Here is a 15086-nt window from a genome sequence, read left to right on the forward strand (position 1 = left end):
CACACTCAGAGAATGAGTCATCGGTATCGGAGAGAATTTCAGTTTTCGTTGAAGTCCTTCACTCAGCCCGCAACATCAGCGACCGGTGGCGCTGGTATTACTGCCCAGGTGTACTTTTCTTGGTAGGGAAGCTCCGGGTTACGTCCGTAATCACGATGTCCACGGAAGGAGGAAACATGTCCACGATATGCTTAGAAGGATTCACTCATGCTGCCAGCAGGGCCTATTTTGAGCGAAATCAAGAGTGGCCAGACACACCTGAGAATCGCCGCTTGCTGGCCGGCTATGAGGCGACCTCCAGAAACTCATCCAGGTATGCCATAGCTGCGCTGAAGGCCGAGAGGGAAGAATCGCCCAATATCCAGAAGTGTAAGGCGCAGGCTGCCTACTGGGAGACCGTGGCTGAGACGCTCGAAGCCGTGCTGAGTATGGTCATCGCTGGGGGAGCTGAGGAGATTGTGCTTTCGGATCCTTGGTATTACGGGTCGCCGGTATCCAGCCGACAATAACCTCGTCATCAGTTATTGTGGTGCGAGCCAACTGCATCTTGGATCTGTTGCAAAGCAAGACTGGTACGCGAGCCTCGGGCGATTGGGAATTTCGGGGGTCTGTCGGCCTGTCATTTGTCGCCTCCTGAAAGCCCTTCAGCGGTACGTTACGACTAGAAATGACTGCAAACAAACACACTTGAACGCCAGATGCCTACTCGTTGAAGGTACGCTGGCGGTACAGTCCCCAGCCTTACCTAATTTGCCTAATCTAGCAAAAACTCCGTATTAACAGGGGGTTAGCCCTGTTGTACCCTGGCAGCCCCTAGCCTAGACTTATAAGGCCTCGGGGTGTCATTCGGTGACTCATAATCCCTTGGTCGCAGGTTCGAGTCCTGCTGGGCCCACCACCTTCAAAGCCGCGCACTGCGCGGCTTTTGTCGTTTTCAGGAAAGCTGGAAGGCTGAACGTTTAGCTCCAGTGTCCACAAGGCGTCCACACAGTCGCTTAGCGATTCAGAGGCCTCTGCTTTTTCCGTCACATACCCCTCACGCCTCCTGTAAGACTCGAAGCGCAGCTGATGCCAGAAAGCCCGATCGGCTTTTCTGTTCAGGATGATTCTTCACGTAGCTATCGATGCGCTGCAGCAGGAACTCCGGCAGAGACGCATTGAACCGCACTGACTTGCCCAAGTACGGCGTCACATCAAAATCAACGACTGCCCACACACCGCCCGCGAAGTCGGGATTATCGATATGGACATCGATTGCCTGGCCCTGGGGCAGTGGCTCTTCATCTGCGACCAGTGATTCGAAGTGCAGGGCCAAAGCCTCCTGGACATTGTCCAGTGCTTCCTCGACGGTTGTACCTGAAGAGAAGCAGCCCGCGACATCCGGCACCGTCACGCCATAGTCTGAATCGGGGTCTTTATGAATGACGACTGGAAATTTCATGAGCGCTCCTGAAGGAGAAGTGTTCCCCAGCCTCTACGTGTGTACCGCACACACCGTGATAGGCTACTGCAACAGCCTATACACACAATACACAACGGCATCAACTTAATAGGGGGTCGATTCATCGCCCTTTGCCAACCAGACACACTGTCAGCTACGCAGCTCAGCAGCCCACAACCCTGGCGTCTTGCCGTAGTGGCGCTGAAACAACGCAATGAATGCCGACACCGAGTCGTAGCCCAGCTCGTTGGCCAGCGCCGTGACACTCATGCCCTGGGCCAGCAATGGCAACGCCGCCAGCAGGCGCAGGCGTTGGCGCCATTCGCGGAACGACAACTGCGTCTGCGCCTGGAACAGCCGTACCAGGGTGCGCCGCGAAGCGCCGACCTGCTGCGCCCAGTCTTCAATGCTGCGGTTGTCTGCAGGGTCGGCCTGTAAGGCTTCACTGATACGCCGCAAGCGCGGGTCATTGGGCAGCGGCAGGCCGAACGGCGCTTCAGGCAGTTCGCGCAACTCATCGACCAGCACCTGCAGCAGCCGTGCTTGGGCGCCTTGTGCAGGATATTGCGGCGCAAAGCCGCTGGCCTTGGCGATCAGCTCGCGTACCAGCGGCGTGACTTGCAGTACGCCACAAGGGCGTTGGTAGCCATTGAGCAGCGAGTCGTCCAGGTACAGCCCGCGAAACTCGATGGCCTGCTCGCTATAGGCGGTGTGTTCGACACCCGCGGGTATCCACAACGCACATTGCGGCGGCAACAGGTAGCTGTGGTGCTCGGTGACCACCTGCATGATTCCGGCGCTGGCGTAGGTGAACTGCACCCAGGGATGCCTGTGCATCTGCACCCGATGACCGGCCGGGATGGCAAACATGCGCCGGTAAACCGGGCCCGGCAGCTGCTGGCAGTCCAGCAGCGGCGGCACTTCACTGGTTTGTCTCGTTGACGGCATCACCTGTCTCCTTTGCTCAAGTGAGCCAATAAAGGCCGATGATAGCCTGCGCCCGGCTTCGTTGAACAACCCTTGGAGAGACCGATGAGCAGCCATGTGCGTGAAAACCGTTTGAGCGTGCCCGCCATCCAGCAGCGCAAAGGCGCTGGCAACCTGGTGGTACTGACCGCCTACAGCATGCCAATGGCGCGCTGGGTAGATGCCGAGGCTGATGTGATCATTGTTGGCGACTCGGTGGGCATGGTCCTGTATGGCATGCCCAGCACCCTGGGGGTCACCCTGGACATGATGATCGCCCACGGCCAGGCAGTGATGCGCGGCGCCCAACGTGCCTGTGTGGTGATCGACCTGCCATTCGGCAGTTACCAGGCCTCGCCCGAACAGGCGTTTCTCAGTGCCGCCCGACTGCTGCGTGAAACCGCTGCCCAGGGCGTCAAGCTTGAAGGCGGCGAAGAGTTGGCGGAGACCGTGGAATTCCTCACCCGCCGTGGGATTCCGGTCATGGCCCATGTCGGACTGATGCCGCAGCAGGTCAACTGCCTGGGCGGTTTCAAGGCCCAGGGCCGCGACGACCAGAGTGCCACGAAAGTGCGCCTGGATGCCCTGGCCATGCAGGCCGCAGGCGCTTTTTCGGTGGTGCTGGAAGGCATCGCCGAACCTCTGGCCCGGCGCCTGAGTGAGGAGCTGGCAATCCCTACTATTGGTATCGGTGCTTCGCCTGCCTGTGATGGCCAGGTGCTGGTTACTGAAGACCTGCTTGGCCTGTTCGGCGAATACCAGCCACGCTTCGTCAAACGCTTTGTCGACCTGCAGCCGCAAATTTCCCAGGCCCTGGCAAGCTATGCCCAAGAAGTGCGCGATGGCAGTTTTCCCCAGTCCGAGCACTGCTTCAAGGCCGGTTGAGCACGGGCGCCTTGCCCAAGGGTGAGAGCAATGGATAGGCTATCGCGCTTATTCCATGAGCCGCGCAACGCGGCTCTCGCCAGAGACTGCCCATGTCCGACAGCCGCCCCGTCGCCCTCGACGAAATCGATCGCCAGTTGATCTCGCTGCTGCAGATCAACGCTCGCGAAAGTGTTGCCACCCTCGCCCGGCAGTTGGGCATCGCGCGCACCACGGTGACCTCGCGCCTGGCCCGTCTGGAAAAGACCAAGGTCATCAGCGGTTACGGTGTGCGCTTGGGTCAGCGCTTGATCGACGGCGGCCTGCAAGCCTATGTTGGGATCAAGGTGCAACCACGCTCTGGCAAGGACGTAGTCCGGCGCCTGAGCACCATGGGCCAGGTTCAGCAATTATGCGCAGTCAGTGGCGAATTCGACTACGTCGCCTGGCTGCGCAGTGATTCGCCCGAGCAACTGGACCAGTTGCTCGATCAGATCGGCAGCGTTGAAGGGGTGGAGAAAACCACCACCTCGATCATTCTCAGCAGCAAGGTGGATCGCGGCCAGCCGGTTTGAAACACCAGGCAATCATCCACCCGGATGAGCCCTAGCCACACGTATAGGCTGGTTAAAGCCACACCGCTTGACGGTGAGGGATAACACCCACAGACTATACGCAGGTAACGTATAAAAGATGGAAGCCCTTTTTGCCGAACTACCGGCCTTTGCTCGCTACCGTTGCGATTACCTGGATGACCAGGCTTTCAGGGCCTTGCAGTTCATCCTGCTGCTCAACCCCCACGCAGGCTCAGTCATTCAGGGCACAGGTGGCCTGCGCAAGATGCGCTTCGCCGATGAGCAGCGGCACAAGGGAAAGCGCGGTGGCACGCGGGTGATCTACTACTGGTGGAACAGTGGTCAGCAGTTCTGGTTGTTCACCTTATATGGCAAGGATCAGCAAGACGACCTGAGCGCGGCTCAACGCCAGATGCTCAAACAGATGCTCGATCAGGAAATCGAGGCGAGGACATAAAATGACGCGCAATATTTTTTCCGAGCTGAACGAAGGCTTCGATGCCCTTGCCCAGGAACGTCAAGGCAAATTGACCCTGCGCTCGCACAAGCTGCAACTCACCGAACTGATGGACGTTTGCGCCGAAGAGCTCGTAACAATTCGCGAACGGCTCAACATGTCCCGTGCGGTGTTTGCCATGTACCTGCGCACCAACGTTCGTACCCTGGAAAACTGGGAACAGGGCAGAGCTCGCCCCAATGCCCAGGCAATGACCTTGATTCGATTGGTGGAAAAATACCCGGAAACCGTCGAGCATTTGGCCGCACTCAGCTGATCCGTCATTCAGCAGCACTTCTTCGTCATAACGACAAAAATAAAACCAAAACGACGACACTCTGCATCTTAATAACGTAATCCCCACCCCCTAGAATGACCGCCAGCGTTTTCTATACTCAAGCTCCGCACCCCGCGCAGCGCCTGGCAAGGTCATCTATGAACAAGAACAATCGCCACCCCGCCGACGGCAAGAAACCCATCACCATTTTTGGCCCGGATTTCCCGTTCGCTTTTGACGACTGGATCGAACACCCCGCCGGCCTGGGCAGCATCCCGGTTGAACGCCATGGCGAGGAAGTGGCGATTGTCGGCGCCGGCATTGCCGGGCTGGTGGCAGCCTACGAATTGATGAAACTGGGCCTCAAGCCTGTGGTGTACGAAGCCTCGAAAATGGGCGGCCGCCTGCGTTCGCAAACCTTCGAAGGTACCGACGGGATCATTGCCGAGTTGGGCGGCATGCGCTTTCCGGTATCGTCTACGGCGTTCTATCACTATGTCGACAAGCTTGGCCTTCAGACCAAGCCCTTCCCCAACCCGCTGACGCCCGCCTCCGGCAGCACGGTCATCGACCTGGAAGGCCAGACCCACTACGCAGAAAAACTGTCCGACCTGCCCAAATTGTTCCAGGAAGTGGCCGACGCCTGGGCCGATGCCCTGGAAGACGGCTCCCGCTTCGGCGATATCCAGCAAGCCATCCGTGACCGTGATGTGCCGCGCCTGAAAGAGCTGTGGAACACCCTGGTACCGCTGTGGGACGACCGTACTTTCTACGACTTCGTCGCCACCTCCAAAGCCTTCGCCAAGCTCAGCTTCCTGCACCGCGAGGTGTTCGGTCAGGTCGGCTTCGGCACCGGCGGCTGGGACTCAGATTTCCCCAACTCGATGCTGGAAATCTTCCGCGTGGTAATGACCAACTGCGACGATCACCAGCATCTGGTGGTCGGCGGCGTCGAACAGGTACCGCTGGGCATCTGGCGCCACGTGCCAGAGCGTTGCGCCCACTGGCCAGCCGGCACCAGCCTGAGCTCGCTGCACCGCGGGGCACCACGCCCTGGGGTGAAGAGCATTGCCCGTGACAGCGACGGGCGCCTGGCGGTTACTGATAACTGGGGCGACACCCGCCATTACGCCGCCGTGCTGACCACCTGCCAAAGCTGGCTGCTGACCACGCAGATCGAGTGCGAAGAGTCGCTGTTCTCGCAAAAGATGTGGATGGCCCTGGACCGTACCCGCTACATGCAGTCGTCGAAGACCTTCGTCATGGTCGACCGGCCATTCTGGAAGGACAAGGACCCGCAGACCGGCCGCGACCTGATGAGCATGACCCTGACCGACCGCCTGACCCGTGGCACCTACCTGTTCGACAACGGCGACGACAAGCCTGGAGTGATCTGCCTGTCCTACTCGTGGATGAGCGATGCATTGAAGATGCTCCCGCATCCGGTGGAAAAACGCGTCAAGCTGGCCCTCGATGCCCTGAAGAAGATCTATCCGAAAGTCGATATCGCCGGGCACATCATCGGCGACCCGATCACCGTGTCCTGGGAAGCCGACCCGCACTTCCTCGGCGCCTTCAAGGGCGCTCTACCCGGCCATTACCGCTACAACCAGCGCATGTACGCGCACTTCATGCAGCAGGACATGCCGGCCGAACAACGCGGCATCTTCATTGCCGGTGACGATGTGTCCTGGACCCCGGCCTGGGTCGAAGGTGCGGTACAGACTTCGCTCAATGCGGTGTGGGGTATCATGAATCACTTCGGTGGGCAGACCCACCCGGACAACCCAGGCCCGGGCGATGTATTCCATGAGATCGGACCGATCGCCCTGGCCGACTGACGGGAGAATCGCCATGCGCATCGCCCTGTTTCAAGGCGAACCGCAACCGCTGGACGTCCCCGGCAATCTCGAGCGCCTGCACCAGCAGGCGCAACTGGCTGCAGCGTGCGGCGCCGAGTTGCTGGTATGCCCAGAGATGTTTCTCAGCGGCTACAACATCGGCAGCGAAGCCGTAGCACGCCTGGCCGAGGCCGAAGACGGCCCCTCGGCCATGGCCGTGGTGGAGATCGCCCAGAGTCATCGCATCGCCATTGCCTACGGCTACCCGGAACTGGCCGAGGACGGCCAGGTCTTCAACAGCGTGCAGTTGATCGACGCCCATGGCAGCAGCCTGTGCAACTACCGCAAGACCCACCTTTTCGGTGGCCTGGACCGGGCGATGTTCAGCCCCGGGCCAGACCATTTCCCGGTGGTCGAGCTCAATGGTTGGCGCCTGGGTCTGCTGATTTGCTACGACATCGAGTTCCCGGAAAACGCCCGACGCCTGGCCTTGGCCGGGGCTGAGCTGATCCTGGTGCCGACGGCGAACATGGTGCCCTTCGACTTTGTTGCCCAGGTCACCGTGCGCGCCCGCGCCTACGAGAACCAGTGCTACCTGGTGTACGCCAACTATTGCGGCAGCGAAGGCGAGATCCACTACTGCGGGCAGAGCAGTATCGTCGGCCCGGATGGCAGCATCCTGGCCATGGCCGGCCGCGACAGCGCACTGCTGAGCGCTGACCTGGATCTGCAGCAGGTGCAGCAAGGGCGGGCCAACACCCCCTACCTGCATGACCTGCGCCCCGAGCTCTACAGTACGAGAGGTCAATAATCCGCTAGCATGACGGCTCTCTTATCTGCGGAACCGTCATGCCCAGCGACATTCGCCTCCTGACCCTCGACAATGGCCTGCAGGTCAGCCTGCGCCATGCCCCGCAGCTCAAGCGCTGCGCGGCGGCGGTGCGGGTCCGGGCCGGCAGCCATGACGCACCACGGGCGTGGCCGGGCCTGGCGCACTTTCTCGAGCACCTGTTCTTTCTCGGCAATCAACGCTTCGTACTGGAAGATGGCCTGATGCGCTACGTGCAGCATCACGGCGGCCAAGTGAATGCCAGCACCCGTGAACGCACCACCGAGTTCTTCTTCGAAGTGCCGCCAGCAGCCTTTGCCGGGGGCCTGGAGCGCCTGTGCGAGATGCTTGCGCAGCCTTGCTTCGAGCTTGAGCGGCAACTGCGTGAACGGGAAGTGATCCATGCCGAGTTCATTGCCTGGTCACGTAGCTCTCAAGCTCAACGGCAGTTTGTGTTGCTTCAGAGCGCAGGCAATGAACATCCGCTAAGCGCTTTTCACGCGGGTAACCGTTACAGCTTGCAGGTTCAAAGCCAGGCGTTCCAGGCGGCGCTAAGGGATTTTCATCAGCGGTTCTATCACGCCGGGCAAATCACCTTGAGCCTGAGCGGACCACAAAGCCTCGAAGCTCTGGAATCGCTGGCGCACCAATACGCTCACGTGTTCAGCGCCGGGACGCAAGTGCCGCAATCACTACCGCCGAGCTTCAACAGCCGGGCACCGCTGCGGCTTCACAACGAGCAGCAACTGGATTTGCTGTACCCGTGCGAGCACCTTCACGCAGGTGCTGAACACGCCATCGACTTTCTTGCGACCTGGCTAAGCAACACCCAGCCTGGCGGCTTGCAGGCAACGCTGCGTGAGCGGAATTGGCTGGCGAAGTTCGAGTTTTCATCGCTCTACAGCTTTGCCGGCCAGACCCTGCTGCATGCAGGCCTGACACTCACCGATGCAGCCGATGCCGAGCAGGCGTATGCGCTGCTGAGCGACTGGCTGGCGTTCTTACGAACGGCTGACTTGAGTAGCATCAATCAGGAATATGGCCGACTGCAGCAATGCCGCGAACTCAGCGCCGGCGCGCTGGAACTGGCACGCCGGGATAGCGCCGGGCAACCCTTCCGGGCGCTGGACGAGCAAGGGCTCGCGGCGCTTGGGCTGTTACTCGAGACAATGCTCGATGGCCAGCTGCACACAGCCAGCGAGCCTTGGCGGCTGCCCCCGGCCAATCCGTTGCTCAACGTTACACCTGTGACCGTTCCTGCAACCGCCGTTCCCGAGGGCCTGGCCCTCTCCCCACTGTTACCGTCGACACGCCAGCACGCTGTTATCTACTTGCGTTGGCAACTGACCTCGGCCTTGCGCGAGCGCCTCTGGCAGGTACTGGATCGCGGGCTGGAAGCCCTGCGCGAACAGGCGGCGCAAGCAGGTGTGCAGGTGCAATTGAGTAGCTGCGACCGATACTGGCAATTACGCTGTGCCGGCAACGGCGCCGTGGTGGTCGCGGTTGTCGAACAGGCGCTGGCGATTTTGCGGTACCCCTGCAGCCAAAGCTGGACGCCCGGCACTGCCGAACAGCCTGACGCCATGCCGATACGTGCCCTGCTCCGGCAGCTCCCGGAGCAGCTGCTCGGCCGTGTCGACGAAGCGTTACCGGCCTACACCATCAGCCAGAGCGATCTTGACGCGCTGTGGGAGTGTTCGACCTGGAACGGGCTAGCGACCGGCTTCAGTGCCACTGAACAATCGGCACTGAACCACGCCCTGGGCAAAGTGCCTGGGCGCGCAGGACCGCATCTGCCCGCTAGAATCGAAGCCGTGCGGCGCTGGCAAACCTTGCCGCCAGCCGCCAGCGAACAGGCACTGCTGCTGTTTTGCCCAGTCGCTGATCACGCCGCAGGCCGGTTGCTTGCACAGCAGTTGCAAGGGCCTTTCTATCAACGGCTGCGGGTCGAATTGAATCTGGGCTATGCGGTGTTCAGCGCCTTTCGTCAGATCGAGGGCTGCGATGGTCTGCTGTTCGGCGTGCAATCGCCATCCGCCAGCCACGCTGAAATTGTCGGGCATATCCAGACATTGCTGGATGACCTGGCCGATCAGCTAAGCTGCACTGACACGGATAAACAGGCGCTGGCCGCACAGTTCGACGAACCGGCCATGGCCAACCATGACGTAGCCGAATGGGCCTGGCAGGCGCATCTGGCAGGCAATCATCACGCGCAGCTGAGCGATCTGCAGGCAGCGATCCTGGCACTTGATACGCCACAGCTGCGGCGCTTGGCCCGCCAGACAAGCCAGGGCGAACTAGGCTGGTTGTGTCTGGCCAACGGCCCGGCACCCGGCGCACACTGGCACTGACGCTGGCGATTCTTACCGTCCCGGTAACGGCGTTTATCGTAGATTTAACCTTTCAGCACCTGTTTTTTTAGTAAGATAGCGCAATCTCGGCTACGGGAACCCCTGATCTGCAGGGTGGACCAAATAAGTAGCTGTCAAACCCAGACTCAACCGGAAGGAGTAATCTCATGTGGACCAAACCTGCTTACACTGACCTGCGCATCGGCTTTGAAGTGACCATGTATTTCGCAAGCCGCTGAGCCTGCTTGCGGTACAACGCCTCGGTCCGCCGGGGCGTTTTTATTTCAGGACGCGGCAGGAGTGGCCATGTATATCCAGATTCTAGGTTCCGCCGCCGGTGGCGGGTTTCCGCAGTGGAACTGCAACTGCGCAAACTGCCAAGGCTTTCGCAACGGCAGCTTGCGCGCCTCGGCGCGAACCCAGTCATCGATTGCCCTGTCTGACGACGGTATCCACTGGGTGCTGTGCAATGCCTCGCCGGATATCCGCGCGCAGCTGCAAGGCTTCGCCCCGATGCAACCGGCCCGCGCCCTGCGCGACACCGGGATCAACGCCATCGTTTTGCTCGACAGCCAGATCGATCACACCACGGGCCTGCTCAGCCTGCGCGAAGGCTGCCCGCACCAGGTTTGGTGCACCGACATGGTCCATCAGGACCTGAGTACCGGCTTTCCGCTGTTCACCATGCTCAGCCACTGGAACGGCGGCCTGCAATGGAACCGCATCGAGCTCGAAGGCAGCTTCGTCATCGACGCGTGCCCGAACTTGCGCTTCACCCCCTTCCCGCTGCGTAGCGCTGCACCGCCCTACTCGCCGCACCGCTTCGACCCACACCCGGGCGACAACCTCGGGCTGATGGTCGAAGACCTGCGCACAGGCGGCAAGCTGTTCTATGCCCCGGGCCTGGGCCAGGTCGATGCCAAGCTCTTGCAGATGATGGGCGAAGCCGACTGCCTGCTGGTCGACGGTACCCTGTGGGAGGATGATGAAATGCAGCGCCGTGGTGTCGGCACCCGCACTGGCCGCGAGATGGGCCACCTGGCGCAGAACGGCCCCGGCGGCATGCTCGAGGTGCTGGACGGCTTCGCGCGTCAGCGCAAGGTGCTTATCCACATCAACAACACCAACCCGATTCTCGATGAGGATTCGGCTGAACGCGCCGAATGTGAACGCCGCGGCGTCGAAGTCGCCTTCGACGGCATGAGCATCACCCTCTAGGAGCTGCCATGAGCGCTGCCAAACTGCTGTCCCCCGCCGAGTTCGAACAGGCCCTGCGAGCCAAGGGCGCCTATTACCACATCCATCACCCCTACCACGTGGCGATGCATGAAGGTCGCGCCAGCCGTGAGCAGATCCAGGGCTGGGTCGCCAACCGCTTCTACTACCAGGTCAACATCCCGATGAAGGACGCGGCGATCCTGGCCAACTGCCCAGACCGAGAGATTCGCCGCGAGTGGATTCAGCGCCTGCTCGACCATGACGGCGCCCCCGGCGAGGACGGTGGCATCGAAGCCTGGCTGCGCCTGGGGCAGGCGGTCGGCCTGGACCCGGATCAGTTGCGCTCCCAGGAACTGGTACTGCCTGGCGTGCGCTTTGCCGTGGATGCCTATGTCAACTTCGCCCGCCGCGCCAGCTGGCAGGAAGCAGCCAGCAGCTCGCTGACCGAATTGTTCGCCCCGCAGATCCACCAGTCGCGGCTGGCCAGCTGGCCACAGCACTATCCGTGGATCGATCCGGCGGGCTATGAGTACTTCCGCACCCGTTTGGGCCAGGCGCGGCGTGACGTTGAGCATGGCCTGGCGATCACCCTGCAGCACTACACTACAGTTGAAGGCCAGCAGCGCATGCTGGAGATCCTGCAGTTCAAGCTGGATATTCTCTGGAGCATGCTCGACGCCATGAGCATGGCCTACGAACTGAACCGCCCGCCGTATCACAGTGTCACCTGCGAAAGGGTCTGGCACAAAGGAATCGCCCTATGAGTTTTGATCGCGCGCAAGTCCCGACATGGCGCCCGGGTTATCGTTTCCAGTACGAACCAGCACAGAAGGCTCACGTCCTGCTATATCCGGAAGGGATGATCAAACTAAACGAGAGCGCTGCACTGATCGGCGGGCTGATCGACGGCCAGCGCGACGTCACCGCGATCATTACCGAGCTCGACCAGCAGTTCCCCGGCGTACCCGAGCTCGGTAGTGACATCGAGCAGTTCATGGAGGTCGCCCGTGTCGAACACTGGATCACCCTTGCCTGAGCTGCCGGCCAGAGCCGAGGTCGGCCTGCCGCTGTGGCTGCTCGCCGAGCTGACCTACCGTTGCCCCCTGCAATGCCCGTACTGCTCCAACCCCCTGGATTTCGCCGCCCAGGGCCAGGAGCTGAGTACCGAGCAATGGTTCAAGGTCATGGCCGAGGCGCGAGAGATGGGCGCCGCACAGCTGGGGTTTTCCGGCGGTGAGCCGCTGGTGCGCCAGGACCTCGCCGAGCTGATCGGCGAAGGTCGGCGCCTGGGCTACTACACCAACCTGATCACCTCCGGCATCGGCCTGACCGAGCAGAAGATCGCCGCCTTCAAGGAGGCCGGGCTGGACCATATCCAGATCAGCTTCCAGGCCAGCGACGAGCAGGTGAATAACCTGTTGGCCGGCTCGAAAAAGGCCTTCGCACAGAAGCTGGAAATGGCCCGAGCAGTAAAAGCCCATGGCTACCCGATGGTGCTGAATTTCGTCACTCATCGGCACAATATCGACAAGATCGACCGCATCATCGAGCTGTGCGTGGCCCTGGAAGCCGACTTCGTCGAACTGGCTACCTGTCAGTTCTATGGCTGGGCGCACCTCAACCGTGTCGGCCTGCTGCCGACCCGTGCCCAGCTCGAGCGCGCTGAACGCATCACCAACGAGTACCGGGCCAAACTGCAGGTCACTGGCAGCCCGTGCAAGCTGATTTTCGTTACCCCGGACTACTACGAAGAACGCCCCAAGGCCTGCATGAACGGCTGGGGCAGCGTGTTCCTCACCGTTACCCCGGACGGCACTGCCCTGCCCTGCCACGGTGCTCGACAACTGCCGGTACAGTTTCCCAATGTGCGCGAGCACAGCATGCAACATATCTGGTACGACTCGTTCGGCTTCAACCGCTTCCGTGGCTATGACTGGATGCCCGAGCCGTGCCGTTCCTGTGACGAGAAAGAAAAGGACTTCGGCGGCTGCCGCTGCCAGGCCTTCATGCTCACCGGCGATGCCAGCAATGCCGATCCGGTTTGTGCCAAGTCGGCCGACCACGGCATGATCCTCAAGGCCCGCGAAGAAGCCGAGCATGCCCATCAGACCATCGACGAGCTGACCTTCCGTAATGAGCGAAACTCCCGTGTCATTGTCCGCGGCTGAGCGTTTCAGCGCTGAACAGGCGGTCGCCGCCGGTACCGATTTTGCCGAGCTTCGGGTTGCGGCCCAGGGGCTGTTCTGGAACGAGTTCCGTCCCAGCGACGGCGCCTGCCGGATCTGGCACTGGCGCGCAGGCCAGGCCCGTTGCCTGACGCCCAATGGCTTCAGCGTGCGCAGCCGGGTTTACGAATACGGCGGCGGCAGCTTCTGCCTGAGCGACGATGGCCTGGTGTTCGTCAACGAGGCCGACCAACAGCTCTATGCCCAGGACCTCAAAGGCGGGTTACCGCAGTTGCTGTCCGCAGGTCAGCGCCGTTACGGCGATCTGCGCTGGTCTAACGGACAAGTGCTGGCCGTGGAGGAAAGCCATGGCCCCGGAGCGGTTGAGCATCGCCTGGTTGCCATCGCCCAAGGCAGCCGTGAAGTGCTGGCCGAAGGCGCCGACTTTTATGCCTCGCCAACCCTGAGCAACGACGGCTCGCGCCTGGCCTGGATTGAGTGGAGCCGCCCGGAACAGCCGTGGACAGCAACTCGATTGATCTGCTGCCAGCGCCAGGCTGATGGCCAGTGGAGTAAGCCGCGCTGCATCGCCGGTGAACAGGGCCCACAACAATCCCTGCAGCAGCCTCACTTTGATGCCGCCGGGCGCTTGTACTGCCTGTCCGATTGCAACGGCTACTGGCAGCCCTGGGGCGAAACCGTCACAGGCTGGAGGCCGTTGCCGGCCGCCACTGCCGATCATGCTGGCGCGCCCTGGCAGCTGGGAGCCAGCACCTGGCGACCACTGGATCGGCAAGGCTATCTGGCCAGTTGGTTCGACAACGGCTTCGGCCGCTTGGGCGTTTGTCTGCCTGATGCTTCGGTAGAAAACTACAGCGGCGACTACAGCCGCTTCCGCTGCCTGGACCTGGACGATCAGCACATCTATGCCATTGCCGCCTCGGCCACGTGCTCACCGGCGGTGATCGCCATCAATCGCCACACCCATGCGGTACAGGTACTGGCGGGGGGGGGCCCCCCCCCCCCCCCCCCCACGCGCCCCCCACCACCGCTCCCGGGGGGGGGCCCCCCCGGGTTTTTTCCCCCCCAAAAGCCCGCGCGCCCCCCCCCCCCCCCGGCGGGGTTTTTCTTGGGGTGCCTCCCCTGGGGACCAGCACCCCCAGCCCAATCCCGCGCGCCCCCCGTGCTCACCGGCGGTGATCGCCATCAATCGCCACACCCATGCGGTACAGGTACTGGCGGGCGGAGCCCTGCCGCTGCCCGTCGAACGCATCAGCCGTCCGCAAGCACTGCGCTACCCCAGTGGCGACGGCATCGCCCATGGTTTTTTCTACCCGGCCATGAACGCTGACGCGCAGCCCCCGCTGCTGGTGTTCATTCATGGTGGCCCGACCTCGGCCTGCTTTCCGGTGCTCGACCCGCGCATCCAGTACTGGACCCAGCGCGGTTTTGCCGTCGCCGACCTCAATTACCGTGGCAGCAGCGGCTACGGCCGTGATTACCGCCAGACCCTGCACCTGCGTTGGGGCGAGGTTGACGTCGAAGATGCCTGTGCCGTGGTTGCGCACCTGGCCGCACGCAAGCTGATCGATCCGCAGCGAGCGTTCATCCGCGGCGGCAGCGCAGGTGGCTATACCACCCTCTGCGCCCTGGCCTTTCACGCCGTATTCCGTGCCGGCGCCAGCCTCTATGGTGTCAGTGACCCGCAGGCGCTGGCCCGGACCACGCACAAGTTCGAAGGTGACTACCTGGACTGGCTGATTGGCGATCCAGTTGCCGATGCAGAGCGTTACCAGCGACGCACCCCGTTGTTGCATGCGGCGAACATCAAGGTGCCGGTGATCTTCTTTCAAGGGGAACTGGATGCCGTGGTGGTACCCGAGCAGACCCGTTCGATGCTGGACGCGTTGAAGGCCAACGGTGTTCAGGCCGAAGGGCATTTCTATCCTTCAGAGCGTCACGGTTTTCGTACTGCAAGCAACTTGGCGCATGCGCTGGATGAAGAGTGGCGTTTTTATCGCCGGGTGCTGGAAGGTTGTTAGATCGCTATCGCGGGGCAA

The 15086-nt window shown here is 61.6% G+C and carries 15 protein-coding genes and 2 pseudogenes; 15 read left to right on the top strand and 2 right to left on the bottom strand.

The window, feature by feature from the left end; genetic code table 11:
* Positions 1-176: 176 nt before the first annotated feature.
* On the top strand, positions 177-509 hold the full coding sequence (locus M5G17_RS25205; protein ID WP_273895579.1) for a hypothetical protein: 333 nt from the start codon (positions 177-179) through the stop codon (positions 507-509).
* A gap of 527 nt (positions 510-1036) precedes the next feature.
* On the opposite strand, the gene M5G17_RS25210 is transcribed toward M5G17_RS25205, so the two are convergent.
* Positions 1037-1441, bottom strand: coding sequence for a type II toxin-antitoxin system HicB family antitoxin (locus M5G17_RS25210; protein ID WP_273895580.1), 405 nt, complete (start codon positions 1439-1441; stop codon positions 1037-1039).
* 150 nt (positions 1442-1591) lie between these two features.
* Complete coding sequence (locus tag M5G17_RS25215) at positions 1592-2389, bottom strand: AraC family transcriptional regulator (RefSeq protein WP_273895581.1); 798 nt, start codon at positions 2387-2389, stop codon at positions 1592-1594.
* A gap of 84 nt (positions 2390-2473) precedes the next feature.
* Here M5G17_RS25215 and panB point away from each other — a divergent pair, with 84 nt between their 5' ends.
* From panB to M5G17_RS25285, 14 genes and pseudogenes are all read left to right on the top strand, one after another.
* Positions 2474-3292 (top strand): 3-methyl-2-oxobutanoate hydroxymethyltransferase, encoded by an 819-nt coding sequence (panB, locus tag M5G17_RS25220; protein WP_273895582.1) that lies wholly within the window; start codon positions 2474-2476, stop codon positions 3290-3292.
* Between the two features lie 92 nt (positions 3293-3384).
* Positions 3385-3846: an Lrp/AsnC family transcriptional regulator gene (locus M5G17_RS25225; RefSeq protein WP_273895583.1), complete on the top strand. Its 462-nt coding sequence runs from the start codon at positions 3385-3387 to the stop codon at positions 3844-3846.
* A gap of 118 nt (positions 3847-3964) precedes the next feature.
* Positions 3965-4303, top strand: a complete 339-nt coding sequence (locus tag M5G17_RS25230; protein WP_273895584.1) for a toxin — start codon at positions 3965-3967, stop codon at positions 4301-4303.
* Position 4304: 1 nt separating this feature from the next.
* Entirely contained in the window at positions 4305-4619 is a 315-nt protein-coding gene (locus tag M5G17_RS25235) for a helix-turn-helix domain-containing protein (protein ID WP_273895585.1), read from the top strand.
* Between the two features lie 158 nt (positions 4620-4777).
* Positions 4778-6460 carry a flavin monoamine oxidase family protein gene (locus M5G17_RS25240; RefSeq protein ID WP_130266586.1) on the top strand — a complete coding sequence of 561 codons (1683 nt, stop codon included), beginning with the start codon at positions 4778-4780 and terminating at the stop codon, positions 6458-6460.
* 13 nt (positions 6461-6473) lie between these two features.
* Entirely contained in the window at positions 6474-7271 is a 798-nt protein-coding gene (locus tag M5G17_RS25245; RefSeq protein WP_273895588.1) for a carbon-nitrogen hydrolase family protein, read from the top strand.
* Between the two features lie 38 nt (positions 7272-7309).
* The gene (gene pqqF, locus M5G17_RS25250) at positions 7310-9643 is read left to right on the top strand and encodes a pyrroloquinoline quinone biosynthesis protein PqqF (protein ID WP_273895589.1); all 2334 of its coding nucleotides are present in this window, start codon (positions 7310-7312) and stop codon (positions 9641-9643) included.
* Positions 9644-9810: 167 nt separating this feature from the next.
* The gene (gene pqqA / locus M5G17_RS25255) at positions 9811-9882 is read left to right on the top strand and encodes a pyrroloquinoline quinone precursor peptide PqqA (RefSeq protein WP_008365141.1); all 72 of its coding nucleotides are present in this window, start codon (positions 9811-9813) and stop codon (positions 9880-9882) included.
* A gap of 67 nt (positions 9883-9949) precedes the next feature.
* Complete coding sequence (gene pqqB, locus M5G17_RS25260) at positions 9950-10861, top strand: pyrroloquinoline quinone biosynthesis protein PqqB (protein WP_273895590.1); 912 nt, start codon at positions 9950-9952, stop codon at positions 10859-10861.
* Between the two features lie 8 nt (positions 10862-10869).
* Positions 10870-11625, top strand: a complete 756-nt coding sequence (pqqC, locus tag M5G17_RS25265; protein ID WP_273895591.1) for a pyrroloquinoline-quinone synthase PqqC — start codon at positions 10870-10872, stop codon at positions 11623-11625.
* Positions 11622-11897, top strand: a complete 276-nt coding sequence (pqqD, locus tag M5G17_RS25270; protein WP_273895592.1) for a pyrroloquinoline quinone biosynthesis peptide chaperone PqqD — start codon at positions 11622-11624, stop codon at positions 11895-11897. Before pqqC ends, pqqD begins: the two co-directional genes overlap by 4 nt.
* On the top strand, positions 11869-13029 hold the full coding sequence (gene pqqE / locus M5G17_RS25275) for a pyrroloquinoline quinone biosynthesis protein PqqE (protein ID WP_273895594.1): 1161 nt from the start codon (positions 11869-11871) through the stop codon (positions 13027-13029). The genes pqqD and pqqE overlap by 29 nt, the downstream gene beginning before the upstream one ends.
* Positions 12995-13969 (top strand): annotated as a pseudogene (locus M5G17_RS25280) (TolB family protein); the annotation flags it as partial. The gene pqqE and the pseudogene M5G17_RS25280, both read left to right, overlap by 35 nt.
* 229 nt (positions 13970-14198) lie before the next feature.
* Positions 14199-15068, top strand: a pseudogene (locus M5G17_RS25285) (alpha/beta hydrolase family protein); the annotation flags it as partial.
* Between the last annotated feature and the right edge of the window lie 18 nt (positions 15069-15086).

The organism is Pseudomonas rubra (assembly GCF_028656935.1).
In the GTDB taxonomy this organism is placed as follows: domain Bacteria; phylum Pseudomonadota; class Gammaproteobacteria; order Pseudomonadales; family Pseudomonadaceae; genus Aquipseudomonas; species Aquipseudomonas rubra.

Coding starts and splice junctions, on each gene's coding strand:
- M5G17_RS25235 (WP_273895585.1), top strand. CDS start 4,305: ATGACGCGCAATATTTTTTCCGAGCTGAACGAAGGCTTCGATGCCCTT.
- M5G17_RS25230 (WP_273895584.1), top strand. CDS start 3,965: ATGGAAGCCCTTTTTGCCGAACTACCGGCCTTTGCTCGCTACCGTTGC.
- pqqF (WP_273895589.1), top strand. CDS start 7,310: ATGCCCAGCGACATTCGCCTCCTGACCCTCGACAATGGCCTGCAGGTC.
- panB (WP_273895582.1), top strand. CDS start 2,474: ATGAGCAGCCATGTGCGTGAAAACCGTTTGAGCGTGCCCGCCATCCAG.
- M5G17_RS25205 (WP_273895579.1), top strand. CDS start 177: ATGTCCACGATATGCTTAGAAGGATTCACTCATGCTGCCAGCAGGGCC.
- M5G17_RS25245 (WP_273895588.1), top strand. CDS start 6,474: ATGCGCATCGCCCTGTTTCAAGGCGAACCGCAACCGCTGGACGTCCCC.
- pqqC (WP_273895591.1), top strand. CDS start 10,870: ATGAGCGCTGCCAAACTGCTGTCCCCCGCCGAGTTCGAACAGGCCCTG.
- M5G17_RS25210 (WP_273895580.1), bottom strand. CDS start 1,441: ATGAAATTTCCAGTCGTCATTCATAAAGACCCCGATTCAGACTATGGC.
- M5G17_RS25225 (WP_273895583.1), top strand. CDS start 3,385: ATGTCCGACAGCCGCCCCGTCGCCCTCGACGAAATCGATCGCCAGTTG.
- M5G17_RS25215 (WP_273895581.1), bottom strand. CDS start 2,389: ATGCCGTCAACGAGACAAACCAGTGAAGTGCCGCCGCTGCTGGACTGC.
- M5G17_RS25240 (WP_130266586.1), top strand. CDS start 4,778: ATGAACAAGAACAATCGCCACCCCGCCGACGGCAAGAAACCCATCACC.
- pqqD (WP_273895592.1), top strand. CDS start 11,622: ATGAGTTTTGATCGCGCGCAAGTCCCGACATGGCGCCCGGGTTATCGT.
- pqqB (WP_273895590.1), top strand. CDS start 9,950: ATGTATATCCAGATTCTAGGTTCCGCCGCCGGTGGCGGGTTTCCGCAG.